We start from the raw sequence: 21,400 nt of genomic DNA on the forward strand, positions 1-21,400 counted from the left end.
TTTTGCCGGGCTTATACTTTAAACCGGTATCCCACTCCCCAGATCGTCTCAATGTACTGCGGGTGGGATGTGTCATACTCGATCTTCTCACGGATCTTCTTAATATGCACCGTCACAGTGGCGATATCCCCGATGGATTCCATATCCCAGATCTCCCGGAACAGTTCTTCCTTTGTGTACACATGGTTCGGATGGCTCGCCAGGAAGGTCAGCAGGTCAAATTCCTTTGTCGTAAAATTCCTCTCCTCGCCGCCGACCCATACACGCCGCGCGGTCGTATCGATCTTCAGCCCGCGGATCTCGATCACCTTATTCTCCTCCACATTGCTTCCGATCAGCCGCTCATAGCGCGCCAGGTGCGCTTTCACCCTTGCGACCAGCTCGCTCGGGCTGAACGGCTTGGTCATATAGTCATCCGCGCCCAGGCCGAGTCCTCTGATCTTATCGATGTCATCCTTCTTGGCCGACACCATGATGATCGGAGTATTCTTCTTATCCCTGATCTGGCGGCAGATCTCAAAGCCGTCCACTCCCGGGAGCATCAGGTCCAGGATGATCAGGTCGAAATCTCCCTCCATCCCTTTTTTCAGTCCGGTCTCCCCGTCATTGGCGACTTCCACCTCAAAATTACTCAGCTCCAGATAATCTTTCTCCAGATCTGCAATGCTCTCTTCGTCTTCCACGATCAAAATACGCTTACTCATCGATCGGTACCTCCTGATATTTTCTGATCACAAAATACATTGTGGTGCCAGTGCCCTCTTCACTGGTCGCCCATATATTCCCGCCGTGTTCCTCCACGATCTTCTTGACAATAGAAAGACCGATGCCGCTCCCGCCCTTTGAAGAATTCCGCGATGCGTCCGTGCGGTAAAATCTGTCAAAAATATAGGGCAGGTCTTTCGCCGCGATCCCTTTCCCGTTGTCACCCAGTTCGACCTGGACGAAATCTCCCACGTCCTTTACTTCCATCGTGATCCTCGTCTGAGGTTTATCCACATATTTCAGCGAATTGGACACGATATTGTTGATAACTCTCCTGAGCTGCTCCGGATCCACGATCACCTTGCAGTCCTCCTCCATCCAGTTCCGGTAAGAGAACTCCACACCTTTCGCCTCCAGCTCCATGCGCAGATCCTCCGCACAGTCCTCGAAATATCCTTTCGCAGAGATCGTCGTAAAATTGTATGGGATCCTGTTCGTATCGATCTTGGAATACAGAGTCAGCTCATTAATGAGAAGGTCCATCTCATTAGCCTTATTATAAATGGTCTTGATATATCTGTCCATCTTTTCCGGCGTATCCGCCACCCCGTCCATGATCCCTTCCACATACCCCTTTATGGCAGTGATCGGCGTCTTCAGATCATGGGAAATATTACTGATCAGCTCCTTATTTTCCCTGTCAAACGCCACCTTTTCTTCCGCGTTCGCCTTCAGGCGCAGCCTCATCTCCTCAAAGTCCTGGCAGAGCTGCCCGATCTCATCATCCGAATCCTGCTGGATCTCAAAATCCAGGTTTCCCTCACGGATATTGCGCGCCGCCTTCTGGAGCTTGGCCAGCGGCACAGAAATCCCCCGGTAGATCCAGTAGATCAGAAGCCCGGTCGTCAGAAACACAACCATCAGATACATCTGCTGGATCTCATTTACCCGCTCCGGAGCAAAGGTATGCATTGCCACAGAAGTAAAGATCGTCGGCAAGATCATAACCGAGATAAAAACAATGAGAAGTTTTGTCCTGAGTTTCATGGAAATCCCCCTTTGTCAAAATATTCTGAAAGCTTTCCCCAGAGGGGTCAGACCCCTTTGAAAAGGGGTCTGACCCCTCTTCCCCAAATCGTCTGAAAATTCACGAAACAAAAAGAGCCAGGCGCCCATTTCCAGTCCCCCTGACTCTTTTCGCTCCATTGTGTATATTTTACAGATATTTCTTCAGTGCGTCAACCTTATCCAGCTTCTCCCACGGGAGATCCAGGTCATGACGCCCGAAGTGTCCGTACGCTGCCGTCTGTTTGTAGATCGGCCTGCGCAGGTCAAGCATTTTAATAATGCCCGCCGGACGGAAGTCAAAGTTCTCCCGGATGATCTCCACCAACTTCCCGTCTGACACTTTCCCTGTACCGAATGTATCTACTGAGATCGATGTCGGCTGCGCGACGCCGATCGCGTAGGAAAGCTGGATCTCACATCTCTTAGCCAGCCCTGCTGCCACGATATTTTTCGCAGCATATCTCGCCGCGTAGGCAGCTGAGCGGTCTACCTTTGTGCAGTCCTTCCCGGAGAAAGCTCCGCCGCCGTGGCGCGCCATACCGCCGTAGGTATCCACGATGATCTTGCGCCCGGTCAGTCCGCTGTCCCCGTGCGGCCCGCCGATCACGAACCTTCCCGTAGGATTGATAAAGAACTTCGTCTCCTCATCAACCATTTCCGCGGGAATGATCTCGTCAAATACATATTTCTTAATATCCTCATGGATCTGCTCCTGCGTCACATCCGGGTCATGCTGCGTGGAAAGTACAACCGCATCCAGCCTTTTCGGGATCCTGTCCTCATCATACTCCACCGTAACCTGTGTCTTCCCGTCCGGGCGGAGATACGGGAGCGTCCCGTCTTTCCGCACTTCTGTCAGGCGGCGCGCCAACTTATGCGCCATTGCGATCGGGTACGGCATATACTCCTCCGTTTCATCGGACGCATAGCCGAACATCATACCCTGGTCTCCTGCACCGATCGCCTCGATATCATCCTCTGACATCTTATGCTCTTTTGCCTCCAGCGCCTTATCCACGCCGAGCGCAATGTCCGCGGACTGCTCATCGATCGTTGTGATCACGCCGCATGTATCCGCGTCAAACCCATATTTTCCTCTCGTATATCCGATCTCGCGCACTGTGTCGCGCACGATCTTCGGGATGTCCACATATGCCTTTGTCGTGATCTCGCCCATGACCATGACCATTCCTGTCGTACAGCATGTCTCGCACGCCACTCGGCTCATAGGATCCTGCTCCATCAGGGCGTCCAGGATCGCGTCTGATATCTGGTCGCACATCTTATCCGGGTGTCCTTCTGTCACTGACTCGGAAGTAAATAATAATTTCTCCATCTGTTTCTCCTTTCTCAGATCCGGCGCATTGTATGCCGGTATAACTTTCCTTTCTCCACCAAACGAAAACAGCCCGCACAAGCGGACTGTCACTCTATCACAACAATCCTCTTATTGTTCGATCACTCGCTCAGGTTGGCACCTTCCTTACAAGGGGTTGCCGCGGCTTCACAGATCCTTTGTATCTCCACCGCTCTGAATAAGAGAAAGTCTGGTTATTTAATTTGTAATGTTCCACTGAATGACCTTACATCATAACAGCGGGAATGTCAATAGGTCTCCTGATATTTCTATCCCACTTTTAATATAAATTTCTGGATCTCTTTCTCGCTGGACACTTTCTCGATCATCCCGCCGAGGCTCTGGAGCTTCTCCTCGAAGCGCTCATACCCTCTCTGGATATATACGATATCATCCACGACCGTAATGCCGTCTGCCGCGAGACCCGCGATACAGAGAGCCGCTCCCGCCCTCAGGTCCGGCGCGCTCACCCTTGCGGCGGAAAACTTTTCCACGCCTTCAATGGTCGCTGAGTTACCCTCGACTTTTACGATCGCTCCCATGCGCGCCAGCTCGCCGAGATATTTAAACCTGTTCTCAAAAATACTCTCCGTGATCGTGCTCGTTCCCTTCGCCAGCGCAAGGACTACGCCGATCTGGGGCTGCATATCCGTCGGATATCCCGGGTAGGGCAGCGTCTTGACCTGCGTGCATCTGAGGCGTCCCTTTGCCACCACGCGCACCGCGTCGTCGAATTCTTCCACCTCGCACCCGATATCCACCAGCTTGGAGATCGTAGCGTCCAGATGCTTCGGGATCACGTTGAGCACCGTGACATCCCCTTTCGTAGCCGCCGCCGCGAACATAAATGTCCCCGCCTCGATCTGGTCCGGGATGATCGAATACTCCGTCTTATGCAGAGACTTCACACCGCGGATCTTGATGACATCCGTGCCGGCCCCTCTGATATTCGCACCCATGCTGTTCAGGAAGTTCGCCACATCGACCACATGCGGTTCTTTCGCCACATTTTCCATGATCGTCACGCCGTCAGCCAGTGCCGCCGCCATCATGACATTGATCGTCGCGCCCACAGTGACCACGTCAAAATAAAGATGGGTCCCCTTCAGCCTCTCCGCCTCGGCAACGATCTTTCCGTGCTCGATATCCACGTCCGCGCCCAGCGCCCGGAAGCCTTTCAGATGCTGGTCGATGGGCCTGCTGCCGATATTGCAGCCGCCCGGCAGCGCCACCTCAGCGCGTTTGTATTTTCCGAGCAGCGCGCCCAAAAGATAATAGGACGCCCTGATCTTCTTGATATAATCATACTCTATATTAAAATCACCGATCGTACCGCCATTGATCTTCACAGTATGCCGGTCAATGCGCTGTACCATTGCCCCGATCCCGCCGATCGCTTCGATCATCACATTCACATCATTGACATCAGGCAGATTATCGATCAGGACTGTCTCATCTGTCATGATCGCTGCCGCAAGGATCGCAAGAGCCGCATTCTTGGCGCCACCGATCTCCACTTCCCCTACCAGCGGATTTCCGCCCTTGATGATATATTGCTCCATTTCGCACCTCGATTAACATTCTGTTATCATATCTGTACTTTCATTCAGCCGAATTTATTGTACCACAAAAACGGCTTTTTCCAAAGCCCTATTTTAGTTTGGGTGATGTCCCCTTGTCAAGTTTTTTACGCCTTCTGTACTTTTTTCGGCGTTTTTTCACCGCATTCAGGACATTTTCTATTGTCTCTTCTATGCGGCAGCCGTCCTCACACACCGTGATATCCGCATATTTCTCAAAATACGGCACTCTCTCATCGTACAGATCCCTCAGGGACTGCCCCTCCCGCAGCACCACACCGCGCTTTTTCGGGTTCCTTATCCTCTTCTTTATTGTCTGATAAGAAGCCTTCAAATATACGACTGTACCGATCTTTTTATAATGTTCCATAGCTTCCCGGCAGTAGATCACACTCCCGCCCGGGGATATGACCGCATTCTCCGGGCTGACAGCCGCGTTCACCTGGTTTTCGATCTTCAGGAAACCGTCCTGCCCCGCCTCGGCAATGATCTCTCTGAGCAGTTTTCCCTCCTGCTCCTGGATCAGCAGATCCGTATCGATAAACTGCATTCCGAGACGTTTTGCCACCACAATGCCCACCGTGCTCTTACCAACTGCCGGCATGCCGATAAATATAAGGTTTTTCTTTTTATAGTTCATTGTCTTTTCATCCTGTCTGTCGCCGGGCGCATCCCAGTCTGCCTGCGGCGCCCGTTTTTCTGTCAGTTTTCAGCTGTTTTTCCGATCAACGGAAGATCAATAGAAGCGCCTGTGCATCCTTCGGTGGTCACACCTGCGCCTGTAAAGTTCCTGATAAAGCATAACTTCAACCAGATCGCGCAGTGACTGCTCCCCGATCTCTCCCCTGTCCTCACATCCGCCTGCGCAGAGCCGTTCATGCCTTCCCGCATTATCACAGATCCGCCTGCACATCAGTTTCAGCTGCAGTTTATCCGGATATTGGTCATACATCATACTGTTCTCGTATTCCATGCGGTCGCATTCTTCTTCCACATAAGGAAGGAGCCGTTTCGGGATATCCGAATACATGCTCCTTAAATATTCGATATCCCTTCTCTCGGTCCTCTCGTCATCATATGAAAACGGGACCGGATAAGCCAAATAATAAGGCATTTTCTCATTCATACACATCTCTCCCGGACAGACATTATATATGTAGTATATGCATGCCTGCGCCCCGCTGTTACAGGGACCGCCTGCCCGCGGCGTCCGGGAAATATCCGGGAAATACAGCGAAACATGCCTGACGCGCGGCTTACTCGCTCTCCCTGAGTATCCTCTGCACCTCAAAACGTGTCTCGCCGACCCCGATGATATCATCTCTCTGGATCACTGCCGGACCGTCCAGCCTTTCTCCATTTAAGTATGTACCATTTCTCGACCCCTCATCCTTCAGATAGAGCTTATCCCCTCTTCGGATAATCACACAGTGGATCTTGGACACTCGGCCATCTCCGGACACCGGCAGATATTTTTCATACATACTGCCGTCTTTTCCCCGTCCGATGCCTATAGTGTCATAAAATGTAAACGTATATTTATCCCAGGTGTCAATATCTTCCAGGATGATCTTCCACTGCCTTTTTTTCTTCCTTCGCGGGCGCTCTTCCTGGTCTCTCGGGTCATCCCCTTCTCTCCTGCGCCTGCGCCGCGGAGCATCCGGGATCTCCTCATCGTCATCAGGGCCATAGCCGCGCCTTCCGCCGCTGCCTGCGTAAACCGCCCTGTCATTCCGCTTTTTTATACTGATAAAAGATACCGACAGCATAGCAATGCTGCCTGCCGCCAGCACAAACATCACGATCCAGTACCACATAAAACTTATCACTCCTTTAAGTCTTAATACTACTATACTTTTAAGAGCCGGGCAAGTAAAAATCACGGTTTTTGTCGGATCGCGCGGGGCCCTCATTTCCGGAACACCCTTTACATCCAATGTTTTCCCGGCTATCCGGTAGCATCCCCGTGCTTTCTGTGTTAGAATATCCGTGTCGTTTATATTTAAAAACATACGGCATCCGTGTGCGGACAGGACTCTGCACATCCATGCCCCCTGAAAGGAGACTCATATGAGCATTATCCGACCATTCCGGGCGATCCGCCCCAAAAAAGAGCTCGCCTCTTCCATTGCGGCTCTCCCCTATGATGTATACAGCAGCGCAGAGGCAAGGGAGATCGTCCGTGACAATCCTCTTTCTTTCCTGAAGATCGACCGGGCGGAGACCCTTCTTCCCGAAGGGACCGACATGTACTCACCTCAGGTGTATGAGACTGCCAGGGATACTCTTGATGGAATGATACGGGACGGCTCTTTTATCCGGGACAGTGCGGACTGTTACTATATATATGCGCTCACCATGGGTGGAAGGACTCAGACAGGCCTCGCGGCCTGTGCGTCCATTGACGATTACACAAACGGTGTGATCCTTCAGCACGAAAAGACCCTTGAAGCAAAAGAGCAGGACCGCATCCGGCATATCGATACATGCAGCGCCCAGACAGGACCTATCTTTCTCACCCACCGTCCTGATGCCGGCCTGCATCAGATCACAGAGCGCATTAAAACCAGGGACTCCCTCTATGATTTTACCAGTCCTGACGGAGTCCGGCATCAGGTATGGAAGATTGATGACCCGGGTGATATCGGGAAGATTGCCCGGATCTACGCCGGCATCTCTCATCTTTACATCGCGGACGGCCACCACAGAGCTGCCTCAGCAGTAAAAGTCGGCTTATCCAGAAGGGCCGCAGACCCGGACTATTCCGGCGCGGAGGAGTACAACTTCTTTCTCTGTGTCCTCTTCCCCTCGGATGAGCTTAAGATATATGGTTATGACCGTGTTGTCAAAGATAAAAATGGGTATACATTTTCCACTTTTCTTGATAAGATAAAGGATGGCTTTGAGATCACCCGGATCGGCGCCGGACCTTACCGGCCGGAGGCCAAAGGCGTATTCGGGATCTACTCTGACGGTGTGTGGTACCGTGCCCAGGCGCGCCCTGCCCTTCTGTCTGAGGATCCCGTCGGCGGGCTTGATGTGTCCGTACTTCAGGATCACATTCTTGCTCCCGTGCTCGGGATCAGTGACCCGAAGGCAGATCCGCGCATTCGGTTTGTCGGCGAGATAAAAGGAGCAGAAGCGTTAGAGAGAACAGCTGACAGCTCAGGCGGGATCGCATTTTCCATGTATCCCACTTCCATGGAGGAGCTTCTGCGGATCGCAGACTCCGGCAGGCTGATGCCTCCCAAATCCACATGGTTTGAGCCCAAACTCAGGAGCGGGCTTTTTATACACCGTTTCTGAAACTTTATATCAGAAAACAATTATCACAAATCAGAAAGTTATATGATTTCATATGACTATAGCCAAAAATAATTTCAGAGGAGATGTTTTTCATGGAAAGAAATGACCTTTGCTGGTGTGGCAGCGGAAAAAAATATAAAAAATGCCACATGCCTATCGAAGAAAGGATGCTCTTGCACGCAGAGAAGGGAGAGATCGTCCCCACACGCCAGCTCCTTAAGACCCCGGCGCAGATCGCAAAGATCAGAGAAAGCGCAGCGCTTAATACAGCTGTCCTGGACGAAGTGGCAAAGCACATCCGCATCGGCATGAGCACAGCCGAGATCGATGAGATCGTCCACAACTTTACAGTAAAACACGGCGGCATCCCTGCCCCCCTGGACTATCAGGGCTTCCCGAAAAGCGTGTGCACTTCCATCAACAATGAGATCTGCCACGGGATCCCGGATAAAGAGATCATCCTGAAAGAAGGAGATATCATCAATGTCGATGTGTCCACCATTCTCGACGGATATTTCTCTGACGCTTCCCGCATGTTCAAGATGGGAAAAGTTTCCGAGCGCGCGGAACGACTGATCCGCGTTACCGAAGAGTGCGTTGAGCTGGGGCTCGCCGCCGCAAAACCGTGGGGGCACCTGGGAGATATCGCTGACGCGATCAACACCCATGCCAGGGCAAACGGCTACTCCGTGGTAGAAGAGATCGGCGGGCACGGGATCGGCCTCGCCTTCCACGAAGACCCCTTCGTCAGCTATGTGACTCCGAAAGGGAGCGAAATGCTCCTCGTCCCGGGCATGATGTTTACGATAGAGCCCATGATCAATGAAGGCAGCCCGGACTTCTTCGTCGATGAAGATAACGGGTGGACCGTGTACACCATCGACGACGGGCTTTCCGCACAGATTGAGTATATGGTGCTCGTCAAAGAAGACGGGGTGGAAGTCCTGACGAAATAAATCTGTATTTGTGGGGGAGACGACCGATTGGTTAAACGTCCGAAAACCGTCGGTTTGTTGCAGGACGTTTTACTCTGACAGCAGCTCCCCCACAGATCCAGATTTCATTAACAGCGGGAGATATTTTTCATACTCTGCCCCTTCGTCCCTGGGCACTCTGTCCCTTACAGCGTCCTGTATCGCCCTCGCGATCATTTCTCCCGCCAGCCTTACATCTTCTGCCAGGTCATCCCCCCTGGCCTTCCCGCCGGCGATCACCGAGGCAAACAGGTCCCCTGTCCCGGAGTAGCCCTCGCCGATAAATGGCTGCGCATAAAACTGTGTCCGGTCTTTCGTGACCGCAAGATTCCCCATCATTTCCCTGCCATCCGAGCTGTCCCGAAAGCGGATCCCCGTAACAACCACCTCTTTCGGTCCGCCCTGCATGACATGTCTGGCAAGCTTTTCCGCTGCATCCACGATCCCGGCGCCGCCGCGGACAATCTCCCGTCCGTTATCCCCGGCGCCGCCGTTCTCCGCACCATCACCCTCAGCGCCTGCATCTTCTCTGTTCGCAGCCATGCCCGGATCCGCATCTGCCAGCAGACAGAGCTCCGTCAGATTCGGCGTGATGATATCCGCCCGTTTTGCCAGGCGCTTCATCTCCTGCTGGAATTCGGAAGAGAACAGTTCAAACCTGGCCCCATTATCCCCCATGACCGGATCCACGAGGAGAAAGGTATCTTCCCGGTAAAATGTCTCCAGAAATCCCAGGGCTTTCCTGATCTGGCGCACCCCTGACATAAATCCCATATAGATCCCGTCAAACCGGACGTCCATTTTCTCCCACTCTCGCTGGATCTCTGTCATTTTATCTGTAAAATCATCATAAAAATAACTCGGATATCCTGTCTGCGCGCTCAGCACCGCTGTCGGCAGAGGACAGGGCTGCACCCCCATGGCAGCGATCACGGAGATCGCTGCGGTGAGAGAACAGCGCCCAAACCCGGACAGGTCGTTTATTACTGCGATTTTCTTTGTCATGCAATTCCCTTTCACTGCCGGTTTTCGGCTATTTCAGGTTTTCCACTATTTCAGCTTTTCCACTATTTCAGCTTTTCACCTTTACGGATCGGTTTCAGCACTGCCGCTGAGTGCCGCCCCATATTGATGACGATCTCGCCATTCTGCACGATATACTCATCATAAGCGGTCGTATATCCATTCTCATATGTATAGACAAGGCGCTCCATCCTGCCTTCTTTCGGTACGCCTGACAGCCATACGGGAATGGTGATCTCTTTGAGCTCCTTACTGTTGTTCAGGACAACGATGATCTGCTCATCGCCCTGGAACCTTGCAAACGCGAGGACATTATGAGCCGCGGCAAGGAGCTTGATGGACCCTTTTCTCAGCGGCTTTTCCTCTTTGTGTATCCGGATCATCTCTTTATGGAATTCCAGAAGTTCTTTGTCTTCTTTCCCCCACGGGAATGTGCGCCGGTTATCCGGATCTGTAAAACCGCACAGGCCGACCTCATCTCCATAGTAGATGGTAGGCGCTCCGACCCATGTCATCTGCACGACGACCGCTTCTCTCATGACCGCATGGTTTACGCCTTCTTCCGCCGCCCTGGCTCCCACATGCTCTGCCCGGCCGACGATGTGGTTCGTCCGGGTAAGGAACCGAGAATGGTCATGGTTTGACAGCTCATTCATCGCCACCTGGAGAGACGGCGTGAGCATGCTTGCCATAAAATGGCTCATCGCGCCCACAAAGTTATCCGGGTTGCCCCACAGATCAGTACGGCGCTCGTCACTGTGTTTCTCCATTCCGGTCAGGAACCATGTGAGAGGTTCCATGAACGCGTCATAGTTCATCACACTGTCCCACTCATCTCCCTGGAGCCACTCGATCGGGTCGCCGTAGTGCTCCGCCAGTATGAGCGCCTCCGGGTTCGCCTTTTTCACCTCAGAGCGGAAGCGTTTCCAGAACATATGGTTATACTCATTGCTGCACCCCAGATCCGCTGCCACGTCAAGTCGCCAGCCATCAACATTATAAGGCGGAGAAACCCATTTCTTTCCTATGTCCATGATATATTGCTCAAGTTCCGGCGAATCTTCGTACGAAAGCTTTGGAAGCGTATCATGCCCCCACCATCCGTCATAGCTTCCATTGTATGGCCACGCCTCATCCCGGTTATCAAAGAAGTGAAAGAACTCTCTGTACGGGCTGTCAGCACTCACATAGGCGCCCTTCGGATACTCCGGCTGCTGCTCATAGATCCGTTCCCTGTCCATCCATTTATTAAAGGAACCGCAGTGATTGAACACTCCGTCCAGGATCACTCTCATTCCCCGCTTGTGCATCTCATCTACCAGACGGGCAAAGAGCTCATTGCTGGCCTCGAGATTCCGGATATCTCCTGTGCGTTTCTGATACTTTGTCGCATGGATATTATCCTGAGCACCCGGCGGGAGCACATCGCCCCCATCCTCAACGATCTTTCCATAATGGGGATCGATATAGTCATAGTCCTGGATGTCATACTTATGGTTGGACGGTGAGACGAACAGAGGATTAAAATAGACTACCTCAACTCCCAGATCCTGCAGGTAATCCAGCTTATCCATGACTCCCTGGAGATCTCCGCCGTAAAAATTATGGATATCCCTTGCCGCCGGAGTCTGATCCCAGTCCCTGACCTTTGTGCTCGGCTCGCCGATATAGATATACTCGCGGTCTTCCACGTCATTGGCGGGATCCCCATTGCAGAAGCGGTCCACAAAGATCTGGTACATGACCGCCCCCTTCGCCCACTCCGGCGTAGAGAATCCCGGCACGATCGTAAACGCATAGTAATCTTCCCTGTGGTCCGACACTCCGTATCGGTTGTAATACCAGATCTGCTCGCCCTTTTTTATCTCAAACGAGTAGCGGAAAGGTTCTGTGCCAAGCTGCCATTCGATCTCATAAAAATCAAAATCATCCCCCGACTGCACCTTCCACATCGCATGGCTGTCTTCCCCTGTAAGAAGGTTCACCTCTTCCACATCATTATGTGCTGTCCGGAACCGCAGGAATACCTTCTCATTTACCGCCGGTTCCGCGGGACTGACATAGTCCTGCGTACCGTCGCAGAACAGCGCGTCTCTGTTCATAATCTAAGCCCCCTTAGTCTCGCTGTCCTCATCAAATAATGCCTCAAACTCGCTCCTCGTGATCTTCTCCTTCTCTAACAGGAGTTTTGCGCATTTGTCCAGGACGTCATGATGCTCCTGGATGATCCTGCGAGCCTTTGCGTAACACTCATCGATGATCCGCTTTACTTCTTCGTCGATCGTTCCGGCAACCTTCTCACCATAACCTCTTGATGTGTGCCCGAAGTCTCTTCCGATGAATACTTCTTCACTGTCATTATCATAATTGATCAAACCTAACCTTTCGGACATACCGAACTTGGTGATCATTGATTTTGCGATCGCTGTCGCCTGCCTGATATCCTGGGATGCCCCTGTGGTGATATCATCAAAGACCTCTTCCTCTGCCACACGGCCGCCCAGCGCCACGGTGATCTCCTGGAGCATATGCCCCTTTGTGTTAAACATATCATCCTTCTCCGGGAGCGGCATCGTATATCCGCCCGCGCCTCCTGTCGGGATGATGGATACGCTGTAGACCGGTCCCACATCCGGCAGGGCGTGGAACAGTATGGCGTGCCCGGCCTCATGATAGGCGGTGATCCGCCTCTCTTTGTCGGAAACGATACGGCTCTTCTTCTCCGGGCCGATCCCTACTTTTACAAATGCATGGCGGATATCCTGCTGCTGGATAAACACTCTGTTGTCCTTCGCCGCCAGTATCGCAGCCTCGTTTAACAGATTCTCCAGATCCGCGCCGGTAAACCCTGCCGTTGTCTGCGCGATCTGGCGCAGATCCACATCATCTCCCAGCGGCTTATTCTTCGCATGCACTCGCAGGATCTCCTCTCTGCCGCCCACATCCGGGCGCCCTACGATCACATTCCGGTCAAAACGTCCGGGACGGAGGATCGCCGGGTCGAGGATGTCCTTTCGGTTCGTCGCCGCCATCACGATGATCCCTTCATTCACTCCGAATCCGTCCATCTCCACGAGAAGCTGGTTCAGCGTCTGCTCTCTCTCGTCATGGCCGCCGCCGAGCCCGCTGCCGCGCCGTCTCGCCACGGCATCGATCTCATCGATGAACACGATGCACGGAGCATTTTTCTTCGCATCCTGGAACAGGTCGCGCACGCGGGATGCCCCCACGCCGACAAACATCTCGACAAAATCAGACCCTGAGATGCTGAAAAACGGCACTCCCGCTTCCCCTGCCACCGCCTTCGCGAGCAGGGTCTTTCCGGTCCCCGGCGGGCCCTCCAGAAGGACGCCCTTGGGGATCCTTGCTCCAAGCTGTACGTATTTTTTCGGTGACTTGAGGAAATCCACGATCTCTTCAAGCTCTTCTTTTTCCTCTTTCAGTCCCGCCACATCCGCAAACGTGACTTTGATCTCATCCTGCCCTGTCATCCTGGCACGGCTCTTCCCGAAGTTCATTGTCTTTGCATTCGCCCCGCCGTTCTGCCTGTTCAGCAGATAAAAAAGCAGGAAAACACCTGCCAGCGTGATCAGCAGCGGAAGGAAGACCGTCGTGAGCACGGATGCCTCAGGTATGGCGGACATACTGTATCTTACATCATTCTCATCGAGGAGATCCTTTACGTCCTCCACATCAGAGACATTCACTGTCCTTGCCCCATCCCCGTCCTTCAGCATGAATGACACCGTACCCGTGGGCACGGCGCTGTTCAGGTCAATATATACGTCGGTTACATTGCCCTCCTGGACCTGGGAGACAAAATCCGTATACGCCATCTCCTGCCGGTGCATCTGCATCCTGCCTGCCATCCAGAGAGCTGCCACTACGATCACAATAAACATCAGGATCGTAGACACATTGATGCTCCTGTATTTCCTGTTATTATCCAAAATCTATACTCCTCTCTATTCCAGGCCTTCCACCACTCCGATATATGGAAGGTTCCTGTATTTCTGGGCATAATCAAGCCCGTATCCCACCACGAACTCATCCGGGATCTCAAATCCGCAGTAGTCCACCTTCACATCCTTCACCCGGCGCTCCGGTTTGTCCAGGAGCGTGCACAGCCGCATGCTGGACGGGTTTCTCTTTTTAAGGACATCCATCAGATAATACAGTGTATTTCCTGAATCAATGATATCCTCAACGATCAGCACTTCTTTATTTTCGATCGACTCATCCAGATCCTTTGCAATGCGCACGACTCCGCTGGATGCAGTCCCGTCCCCGTAGCTTCCCACGCACATAAAGTCCATGGATACCGGCACTGTGATACGTTTCGCCAGCTCGCACATGAAGAATACGCCGCCTTTTAACACACAGATAAGGTGGACCTGCTTCCCTTCATAGTCCCTGCTGATCTGCTCTCCCAGCTCCCTGATCCTTTCGTCAACCTTCTCTTCCGGGACCAATACCCTGATCGTCTCTGCCATTTCCCTCTTCCTCCGTTATCTTTATCTCAAGAATCTTCTCTGTCCTGCTGCTGATATGGTACGCCCCGCTCATCCTGTGCCCCGGGATCCATATGATATGGGCCCCGTCCGCGATGAGCAGCATACAGTCTCTTTTCTCCCGCGGGATCTTCTCATTCACAAAAAAAGCCTTCAGCTTCTGACGGCTCCCGTTCTCATCAATAACGAGATAATCGCCGCTTTGCCTTGTTCTCGCAGAAAGACTGTATTTTATTATATCATAATCAAACCATTTCGTGTAACTTTTTTGCGGGATCAGGCTGGCTGCCTGGATATCCGCGTTTTCCACAAACCGGCATATGATCCGCTGTCCCGTCTCCGGGACAGCCGTCTCTCCCGGGATACACAGAGGGATCTCGAAATCTGTTCTGTTTTCTTCTTTTTTCCTGATACATACCCCTGCACAGGTACGTTCTGCCCGTATCTCTCCGGGGAGGTCGATCCGCCTGCCCGGCTGCTTCCCGAAAAGTTCCGCCACCGCATTGACATGCGCGGTCCCTATGTCGCGCTCCCGCCCTCTGACCTGTGCGAGGCATCTTCTTAAAAGCTGGGTCCGCACAGCGGGCATCTCCTGCTCGAACATCCCTTTATCGATTTCGAGCGCGCGTGTCTCCCCGGTATTTCCCCCGGCCCCTGCGCCGGTACACATCCCGGGCCGGGTGCTCTGTCCTTTTTTTACACATTTCTCCCACGCGAGGTCCACTCCCTGTTCCAGGTAGTCCCAGATTTCCTGTGCCTGCCTGGACAGATCGTCCAGATGTGCCGCTGTCCGCCTGTTCACCTGCGTCTCCAGGGCAGGCAGGATATTGTGCCGGATGCGGTTCCGTGTATACTCATCCCCGCTGTTCGTCGCGTCCTCACACCACGTTATGCCGCGTCTCCTCAGATAGCCCTCTGTCTGCTCCCTCGTGAGCGCAAGGAGCGGACGGATCCATTTCCCGGTCACCGGGCGGATGCCGCCGAGTCCTTTCAGCCCGGTCCCCCGCGCCATATTGAGGAGCACTGTCTCCGCATTGTCATCTCTGTGGTGGGCAGTCGCGATCTTTGTCCCGCCATCCTCACGGCACATCGTCAGGAACGCCTCCCTGCGCACCATCCGCCCTGCCTCCTCAGGAGATTGTTTCCGTTTCCTGGCGATCCATTCTACATCTTCATGAAAAAAACGGCACGGCACGCCCAGATCCCGGCACAGCCTTCTCACATATTCTTCGTCCGCATCCGCCTCAGCGCCGCGCAGCCCGTGGTTCACATGGCATGCCCTGACGCTGAACCCAAGCTCCCTGCGCAGTCCGCAGAGCACAAAAAGCAGGCATACCGAGTCCGCTCCGCCCGATACGCCTGCGACCACCACGTCACCTTTCCCGATCATGCCGTGTTTCCTGATGAACTTTTCCACTTCTCTCTCTTCATTTCTCATCATATGTAAACTATAACCAATTCATGCCCAAAAGTAAAGAGCCCTAAGACTCCCAGATCCCCACTGCCAGCACTGTCATATCATCCGCAGGCTCTTTTCCCGTCCACGCGAGCACCTGTTCCAGTATATGGTGCGCCATCTCCTTCGGATTAGCGATCGCGCTCCCCTGTATGATCGTCTCCAGCAGGATATCCTGCTCGCCCACAGGCAGGGCGTCCAGCACCCCGTCCGTTACCATGATCACGAAGTCACCGCTCTCCAGTTTCCGCTTAACGGAATCGATCTCTATGTGGTTCATCACCCCGATGGGCAGACTGGTGGAGCTCAGGTGTTCTACACTGTCCTTTTTCTTTATAAATGTGGAAGAGGCCCCTGCCTTTATGATCTCGCACTCTCCTGTGTAGAGGTCAAACACTGTCATATCCACTGTAGAATAATGGATCTCCTCCCGCCCGATGACCAGGGTCGTATTGATCATCTGGATCGCGGTTTTTTCCGGGAAGCCTGCTGCCAGCAGCTCCTCGAGCAGCTCGATGACCAGCGTGCTCTCCCGGCATGCCTCCTCCCCGGATCCCATGCCGTCCGAGAGGACTGCCCCGCGCCTTCCTCCGGGCATATCCATCATGGAAAAATTATCCCCTGAGATATCTGCGCACCCCTTACCGATCCGCGCTGTCCCCTGCATCGTATAAAAGGCCGGCCCCTCTCTGCACACGACCGTCATGTATCTGCTCCCGAGCATCTGCGCACTGTCCCCGGGCAGTACAAATTTCCTGCCCGCCGCATCTGACACTGCCCGCACGATTTCTTTTACAGGCACCTTGTCCCTCTTCATGCTCCGCGCAGTCACATGGATCTCATATTTCCCTTCCCCATTCATAAAAAAATGCGTATAGAGCACCCGGACACCCCTTTTCTTCAGGGCTGAGGCTATCTTTTTCTCCAGGCGCTCATCCGTGAAGATACTGTCCTCCAGCTCTTTCGCCGTATGCTGCATCATATCCGCGAAAGTATCGAGCTGGACAGCACAGCTCTCGCGGCTCCTGGCGATCCTGTTCACCCAGATGATGTTCTGCCGCGCGCCGTGGAATCCTTCCAGTGTCTCGCGCAGGAACCTGGGCGCCATGATACATCTCTGCATCAGTTTCCGTTTCGTTTCTGTGTTCAGCTCGTTCCCATACTTGTCCACCGCGGAGAGGACATCATACCCCATCTGATATGTGTGCACGAAATTTTCTCCCCAGCACCAGCCGCATTTCTCACATTTTGCGCACACACGCTCCCTTACTCCCGAAAAGATCTCCTCGATCTCTTCCGAAGAAAATGCCTGGCGCTTTTCCTCAAGCCCCAGGAACGTGTGGGAGAGCTGCCGGAGAGAATGTGCGAATTTCTCGATCTGTTCTACATACGGGCTACCGTGCAGCGCCTGTCCATCTTCCATACCATTATCTCCCTTCCTTCCGGAGTCCCTGCGGCATAACAGGGCCGGATTTTCCGCTGAACAAATAAAGACCCCGGGAATCTTTCCCGAAGTCTTCATTCGTAATCCTTGTCTTATATCCACTGCAGCCTGCCGGACTGTTTACTGCGCCGGCCTGAACAGGATCTCATTGGGATCCACCAGATCCAGTTTCTCCTCGGCAGTGTCCTTTATATAATCATCTGTCTTTACGTATTCCTCGAATTCTTCTACTTCTTTCGCACGCTGCTCTTCTTCTTTGATCTGCGCCTCCAGCTCCTCTTCCTGAGCCTTATACCTGGCATTTTTCGCATTCAGTTTCAGAGAACCTGCCGCGAGGACGCCTGTCATGGCCACCAGTACCGCACAGATAAGCAGAACACTCCTCTTATGCTGTCTCAGCCTGGAATTTTTCCTTTTCTGCCTCTGTCTTACAGCTCTCTGCTGTCTCATCTTATCCATCCATACTCACCCTGCTTATTAATCTGTAATTTATCTTCCCCGTTATCAAAAACTATTTTATATTCTTTCCCTTCTTTTTTCAAGGCTTTTATTTTCTCTTTTCCCGCTTATGTTTTCAGCCTTTATCTTTTCAGCTTCTTTTTCCGACTGAGAAAAGCTGAGCTGATCTTCCTGCCCGCCTTTCTTCCGAGACATACCAGCACATATCCCGCTCCTGCACCTGTTCCGAGGCCAAGCAGGAAAAACCATCGGATACTCCCATATGTAGTCTCATACATCCCATTGAAAATATAAGCGCTGGCAGCGACCCAGAAACACAGATCCTCCGCCCCCACAACCCAGGGCTTGTGCGGGATCAGCTTTCTGAGACAGGAGAGGAACCGGCAGGCAAACATTACAGCCATGCCCGACAGCCCGGCATAAAGGAAAACGCCCGCTTCCGTCCCGATACCGAGGATCACGGCCGCCTACTTAAACAGCTTCGACAGGAAGCCTTCTGTGGTCTTTGTGGTCTTCCCCCCGCTCTGCGAAATGTTGGAATATGCGATGCTGTCGATGCTGCCTGAGAGGTCTACCTCGCCTTTTTCCACGCTGAGCCTGTTCACATGCAGATCCGTTCCCCTGACCATCAGCATCCCCTGTTCCGTCTCAAGCAGGATCTCATTCAGGTCAAAAGAAAGGACATCCAGCACCCCTGTCACCGCCGCTGTCTTCCTGTTGTTGACCACCAGTTTGTGTGTCTTCGCGATACGCTGTTCTTCCATCCGCACTCCCTCCCACTCTGCTTTTAAATATATGAGAGACAGCCCTTATTTATTCCTAAAGATATTTGAACAGGTCCTTTGCCTGCTCCTTTTTCGTCGTCTCCTGCACATCGACTACTTCCACCTTTACTGTCTTTGTGCCGAAACCGATCTCGATCACATCCCCCTGCTTTACCTGCACCGATGCTTTTGCCGGCCTGCCGTTGACCATGACACGCCCTGCATCACAGGCTTCATTTGCCACAGTCCGCCTCTTGATCAGACGGGATACTTTCAAAAATTTGTCCAGACGCATGCTCTCACCTCCTCCTTCCCCGTTCTCCGCGATGCCGGGGCAGCCCGCGCCAGGACCGTCCGCTGTCCGCAGCCCGGCAGCCAGCCGCTCATGCGGGCCAAAACCGCTTCCCGGGCGCACCGCGTAAAAAGGCACCTGCGATGCCCACTCAGCATCGCAAGTGCCTGTCCGTTCCTTTATCTTAAGTACAAGACAAGATTAGTTGATCGCATCCTTTAATGCTTTTCCTGCTTTGAATTTCGGTGCCTTGCATGCATCGATCTTCATAGTCTGTCCTGTCTGCGGGTTTCTTCCTTCTCTTGCTGCTCTCTTGCTTACCTCGAATGTCCCGAAGCCTACGAGCTGAACTTTATCGTCATTTTTAAGCTGCTCTGCAACAACGTCGACAAAAGCTTTTAAAGCTTTTTCAGAATCTTTCTTGGAAATTTCTGCCTTCTCTGCGATCGCTGCGATAAGTTCTGTTTTGTTCATAGGTAAATCCTCCTCTTTATTGTACCTGCATACAATTTTATACTGATTTTTCAAAGGGGAATATGCCCGGTCGTCCGCATGTTTCCGCCTTTATGTACTGTTATAACGGTTTCATAAGGCTTTGTCAAGATTTTTCGGCGTTTTGGCGAAAAAGCAGACACAATGGCCGCAGCAGGCTCAGCGGGAATGTTTTTCAGGCAGCGCCAGCCCAGCAGCAAAGTGAAATTACTCCATTACAGGTTTCAGAGCTTCCGCAAGTTTGTCTTTCTCAGCCTGCGCCTCAGCGAGGTCTTTACCAAGTGTCGTATAGTAGATCTTGATCTTCGGCTCTGTCCCTGACGGGCGGACGATCACAGTCTCATTATTCTCCAGCTTGTAGATCAGCACGTTTGCCGACGGAAGCCCGGTCTCTTCCGGTTTCTCATAATCCGTCACCGACGCCACTCTGTACCCGGCGATCTCTTTGAGCGGTTCCTCACGGAGCTTCTCCATGATGCCAGCCATCTTGTCCATCCCGCTCAATCCCGGGAACTCAAAGCTGTCTACCTTATTGAGATAGCGCCCATACTGCGCGTAGATCTCTTCCATCCTCTGTTTCAGGGAGCTTCCGATGCTCCTGTAATATGCAGCCATCTCACAGATCAGCATGGAACCGATGACCGCATCCTTGTCCCGCACATACGGTCCGGCAAGATATCCGTAGCTCTCCTCGAATCCGAAGATAAAGCGGTCTACCTCGCCCGCCTGCTCCAGCCGGGCGATCTGGTCGCCGATCCACTTGAATCCTGTCAGCACGCTCCTGAGCTCTACGCCATAGTGCTCTGCTACCGCGTCAGCCAGAGGTGTGGAAACGATGGATTTCACTGCCACCGGATTTTCCGGCATGGTCCCCTTCTCTATGCGTCCCGCGCAGATATAGTCAAGGAGCAGGACTCCCACTTCATTTCCGCTGACCAGCTCATAGGATCCGTCCGGACACTTCATGGCAATGCCGACACGGTCCGCATCCGGGTCTGTCGCCAGCATCAGGTCTGCCCCTGTCTCTTTCGCCAGGTTCAGCCCCTGCTCAAGCGCCTCAAAGATCTCCGGGTTCGGATAGCTGCATGTCGTAAAATAGCCGTTCGGATATTCCTGATCCGGTACGATGGTGATGTCCGTCACTCCGATATCCTTCAATATCTGTGTGACCGGCACAAGCCCTGAACCGTTCAGAGGGCTGTACACCAGTTTCAGTCCCGCTGTTTTGCACAGTCCCGGGCGTACCTGACGTGACTCGATCGCGTCATAGAGGGCCCTCTTGCAGTCATCGCCCACAAAGCGGATGAACCCTTCCTCAACTCCCTGTGCAAAGGACATATATTTCGCCCCTGTCAGGACGTCTGTCTTCTGGATCTCCTCATACACGATCGCCGCCGCATCGTCCGTCATCTGGCATCCGTCCGGGCCGTAAGCCTTGTATCCGTTGTATTTTGCAGGGTTGTGGGAAGCAGTCACCATGATCCCCGCATTGCAGTTATAATAGCGTGTAGCAAAAGAGAGCGCAGGCACGGGCATCAGTGCGTCATAAATCCTTACTTTGATCCCGTTTGCAGCCAGCACTCCTGCTGCTGTCTTCGCAAACACATCGCTCTTTAAGCGGCTGTCGTAGCTGATCGCCACAGTCTGTGTACCGCCCTGGGTCTTCACCCAGTTTGCCAGTCCCTGTGTCGCCTGGCGCACGACGTAGATATTCATGCGGTTCGTCCCCGCGCCGAGCACGCCGCGCAGCCCCGCTGTCCCGAATTTCAGCGCAACCGCAAAACGTTCTTTGATCTCATCGTCTTTTCCTTCGATCTTTGCCAGCTCCGGCTTCAGATCTGCATCTTCCAGATCCGCTGCCATCCAGCGCTTATACTCTTCCTGATACATTTTTACCACTCCTACTGTCTTTTTATTGGTTTTTTTGTACAAAATCACAAATAAATCCAGTTCTAATATACCATGTTTC

At 52.9% G+C, this 21,400-nt stretch carries 21 protein-coding genes and 1 riboswitch; of the genes, 2 read left to right on the forward strand and 19 right to left on the reverse strand.

Annotated elements, in window-relative coordinates:
- Positions 1–11 precede the first annotated feature (11 nt).
- The 7 genes from B5G27_RS07480 to B5G27_RS07510 form a co-directional block, all read right to left on the reverse strand.
- Positions 12–704, reverse strand: coding sequence for a response regulator transcription factor (locus B5G27_RS07480; RefSeq protein ID WP_087178304.1), 693 nt, complete (start codon positions 702–704; stop codon positions 12–14).
- Positions 697–1,752 (reverse strand): sensor histidine kinase, encoded by a 1,056-nt coding sequence (locus B5G27_RS07485; RefSeq protein WP_087178305.1) that lies wholly within the window; start codon positions 1,750–1,752, stop codon positions 697–699. The genes B5G27_RS07480 and B5G27_RS07485 overlap by 8 nt, the downstream gene beginning before the upstream one ends.
- 169 nt (positions 1,753–1,921) lie before the next feature.
- Positions 1,922–3,109: a methionine adenosyltransferase gene (gene metK / locus B5G27_RS07490; RefSeq protein WP_087178477.1), complete on the reverse strand. Its 1,188-nt coding sequence runs from the start codon at positions 3,107–3,109 to the stop codon at positions 1,922–1,924.
- Between the two features lie 108 nt (positions 3,110–3,217).
- Positions 3,218–3,315: riboswitch (SAM riboswitch) on the reverse strand.
- Positions 3,316–3,399: 84 nt separating this feature from the next.
- On the reverse strand, positions 3,400–4,692 hold the full coding sequence (locus B5G27_RS07495; protein ID WP_087178306.1) for a UDP-N-acetylglucosamine 1-carboxyvinyltransferase: 1,293 nt from the start codon (positions 4,690–4,692) through the stop codon (positions 3,400–3,402).
- Between the two features lie 88 nt (positions 4,693–4,780).
- Positions 4,781–5,350, reverse strand: a complete 570-nt coding sequence (locus B5G27_RS07500; protein ID WP_087178307.1) for a shikimate kinase — start codon at positions 5,348–5,350, stop codon at positions 4,781–4,783.
- A gap of 96 nt (positions 5,351–5,446) precedes the next feature.
- Entirely contained in the window at positions 5,447–5,836 is a 390-nt protein-coding gene (locus tag B5G27_RS07505; RefSeq protein WP_087178308.1) for a hypothetical protein, read from the reverse strand.
- Between the two features lie 130 nt (positions 5,837–5,966).
- Positions 5,967–6,527, reverse strand: a complete 561-nt coding sequence (locus B5G27_RS07510) for an FHA domain-containing protein (RefSeq protein ID WP_087178309.1) — start codon at positions 6,525–6,527, stop codon at positions 5,967–5,969.
- A gap of 253 nt (positions 6,528–6,780) precedes the next feature.
- On the opposite strand from B5G27_RS07510, the gene B5G27_RS07515 reads away from it, so the two are divergent.
- Together B5G27_RS07515 and B5G27_RS07520 are read left to right on the forward strand one after the other, a co-directional pair.
- Positions 6,781–8,016, forward strand: a complete 1,236-nt coding sequence (locus tag B5G27_RS07515; RefSeq protein ID WP_087178310.1) for a DUF1015 domain-containing protein — start codon at positions 6,781–6,783, stop codon at positions 8,014–8,016.
- Positions 8,017–8,108: 92 nt separating this feature from the next.
- Positions 8,109–8,972 (forward strand): methionyl aminopeptidase, encoded by an 864-nt coding sequence (locus tag B5G27_RS07520; RefSeq protein ID WP_087178311.1) that lies wholly within the window; start codon positions 8,109–8,111, stop codon positions 8,970–8,972.
- A gap of 69 nt (positions 8,973–9,041) precedes the next feature.
- Here the strand turns inward: B5G27_RS07520 and B5G27_RS07525 are convergent, their stop codons facing one another.
- From B5G27_RS07525 to B5G27_RS07580, 12 genes are all read right to left on the reverse strand, one after another.
- Positions 9,042–9,995: a bifunctional hydroxymethylpyrimidine kinase/phosphomethylpyrimidine kinase gene (locus tag B5G27_RS07525; protein ID WP_087178312.1), complete on the reverse strand. Its 954-nt coding sequence runs from the start codon at positions 9,993–9,995 to the stop codon at positions 9,042–9,044.
- A 62-nt stretch (positions 9,996–10,057) separates the two neighbouring features.
- Positions 10,058–12,115 (reverse strand): glycoside hydrolase family 13 protein, encoded by a 2,058-nt coding sequence (locus B5G27_RS07530; protein ID WP_087178313.1) that lies wholly within the window; start codon positions 12,113–12,115, stop codon positions 10,058–10,060.
- 3 nt (positions 12,116–12,118) lie between these two features.
- Positions 12,119–13,963, reverse strand: a complete 1,845-nt coding sequence (gene ftsH / locus B5G27_RS07535; protein WP_330399011.1) for an ATP-dependent zinc metalloprotease FtsH — start codon at positions 13,961–13,963, stop codon at positions 12,119–12,121.
- A gap of 15 nt (positions 13,964–13,978) precedes the next feature.
- Positions 13,979–14,506 (reverse strand): hypoxanthine phosphoribosyltransferase, encoded by a 528-nt coding sequence (hpt, locus tag B5G27_RS07540; RefSeq protein WP_087178314.1) that lies wholly within the window; start codon positions 14,504–14,506, stop codon positions 13,979–13,981.
- The gene (tilS, locus tag B5G27_RS07545; protein ID WP_087178315.1) at positions 14,463–15,965 is read right to left on the reverse strand and encodes a tRNA lysidine(34) synthetase TilS; all 1,503 of its coding nucleotides are present in this window, start codon (positions 15,963–15,965) and stop codon (positions 14,463–14,465) included. Before tilS ends, hpt begins: the two co-directional genes overlap by 44 nt.
- A gap of 40 nt (positions 15,966–16,005) precedes the next feature.
- Positions 16,006–17,403 carry a SpoIIE family protein phosphatase gene (locus B5G27_RS07550; protein WP_087178316.1) on the reverse strand — a complete coding sequence of 466 codons (1,398 nt, stop codon included), beginning with the start codon at positions 17,401–17,403 and terminating at the stop codon, positions 16,006–16,008.
- Between the two features lie 141 nt (positions 17,404–17,544).
- Complete coding sequence (locus tag B5G27_RS07555) at positions 17,545–17,883, reverse strand: septum formation initiator family protein (RefSeq protein ID WP_087178317.1); 339 nt, start codon at positions 17,881–17,883, stop codon at positions 17,545–17,547.
- Positions 17,884–18,005: 122 nt separating this feature from the next.
- Positions 18,006–18,344, reverse strand: a complete 339-nt coding sequence (gene yabQ, locus B5G27_RS07560) for a spore cortex biosynthesis protein YabQ (protein ID WP_087178318.1) — start codon at positions 18,342–18,344, stop codon at positions 18,006–18,008.
- A 6-nt stretch (positions 18,345–18,350) separates the two neighbouring features.
- Positions 18,351–18,647 (reverse strand): sporulation protein YabP, encoded by a 297-nt coding sequence (yabP, locus tag B5G27_RS07565; protein ID WP_087178319.1) that lies wholly within the window; start codon positions 18,645–18,647, stop codon positions 18,351–18,353.
- Positions 18,648–18,702: 55 nt separating this feature from the next.
- Positions 18,703–18,942, reverse strand: a complete 240-nt coding sequence (locus tag B5G27_RS16890; RefSeq protein ID WP_087178479.1) for an RNA-binding S4 domain-containing protein — start codon at positions 18,940–18,942, stop codon at positions 18,703–18,705.
- A gap of 198 nt (positions 18,943–19,140) precedes the next feature.
- Positions 19,141–19,413 (reverse strand): HU family DNA-binding protein, encoded by a 273-nt coding sequence (locus B5G27_RS07575; protein ID WP_087178320.1) that lies wholly within the window; start codon positions 19,411–19,413, stop codon positions 19,141–19,143.
- Positions 19,414–19,638: 225 nt separating this feature from the next.
- Complete coding sequence (locus B5G27_RS07580; RefSeq protein ID WP_087178480.1) at positions 19,639–21,321, reverse strand: phospho-sugar mutase; 1,683 nt, start codon at positions 21,319–21,321, stop codon at positions 19,639–19,641.
- Positions 21,322–21,400 lie beyond the last annotated feature (79 nt).

Origin of the sequence: Lachnoclostridium sp. An76 (assembly GCF_002161355.1) — a bacterium.
Classification (GTDB): domain Bacteria; phylum Bacillota; class Clostridia; order Lachnospirales; family Lachnospiraceae; genus Mediterraneibacter; species Mediterraneibacter caccavium.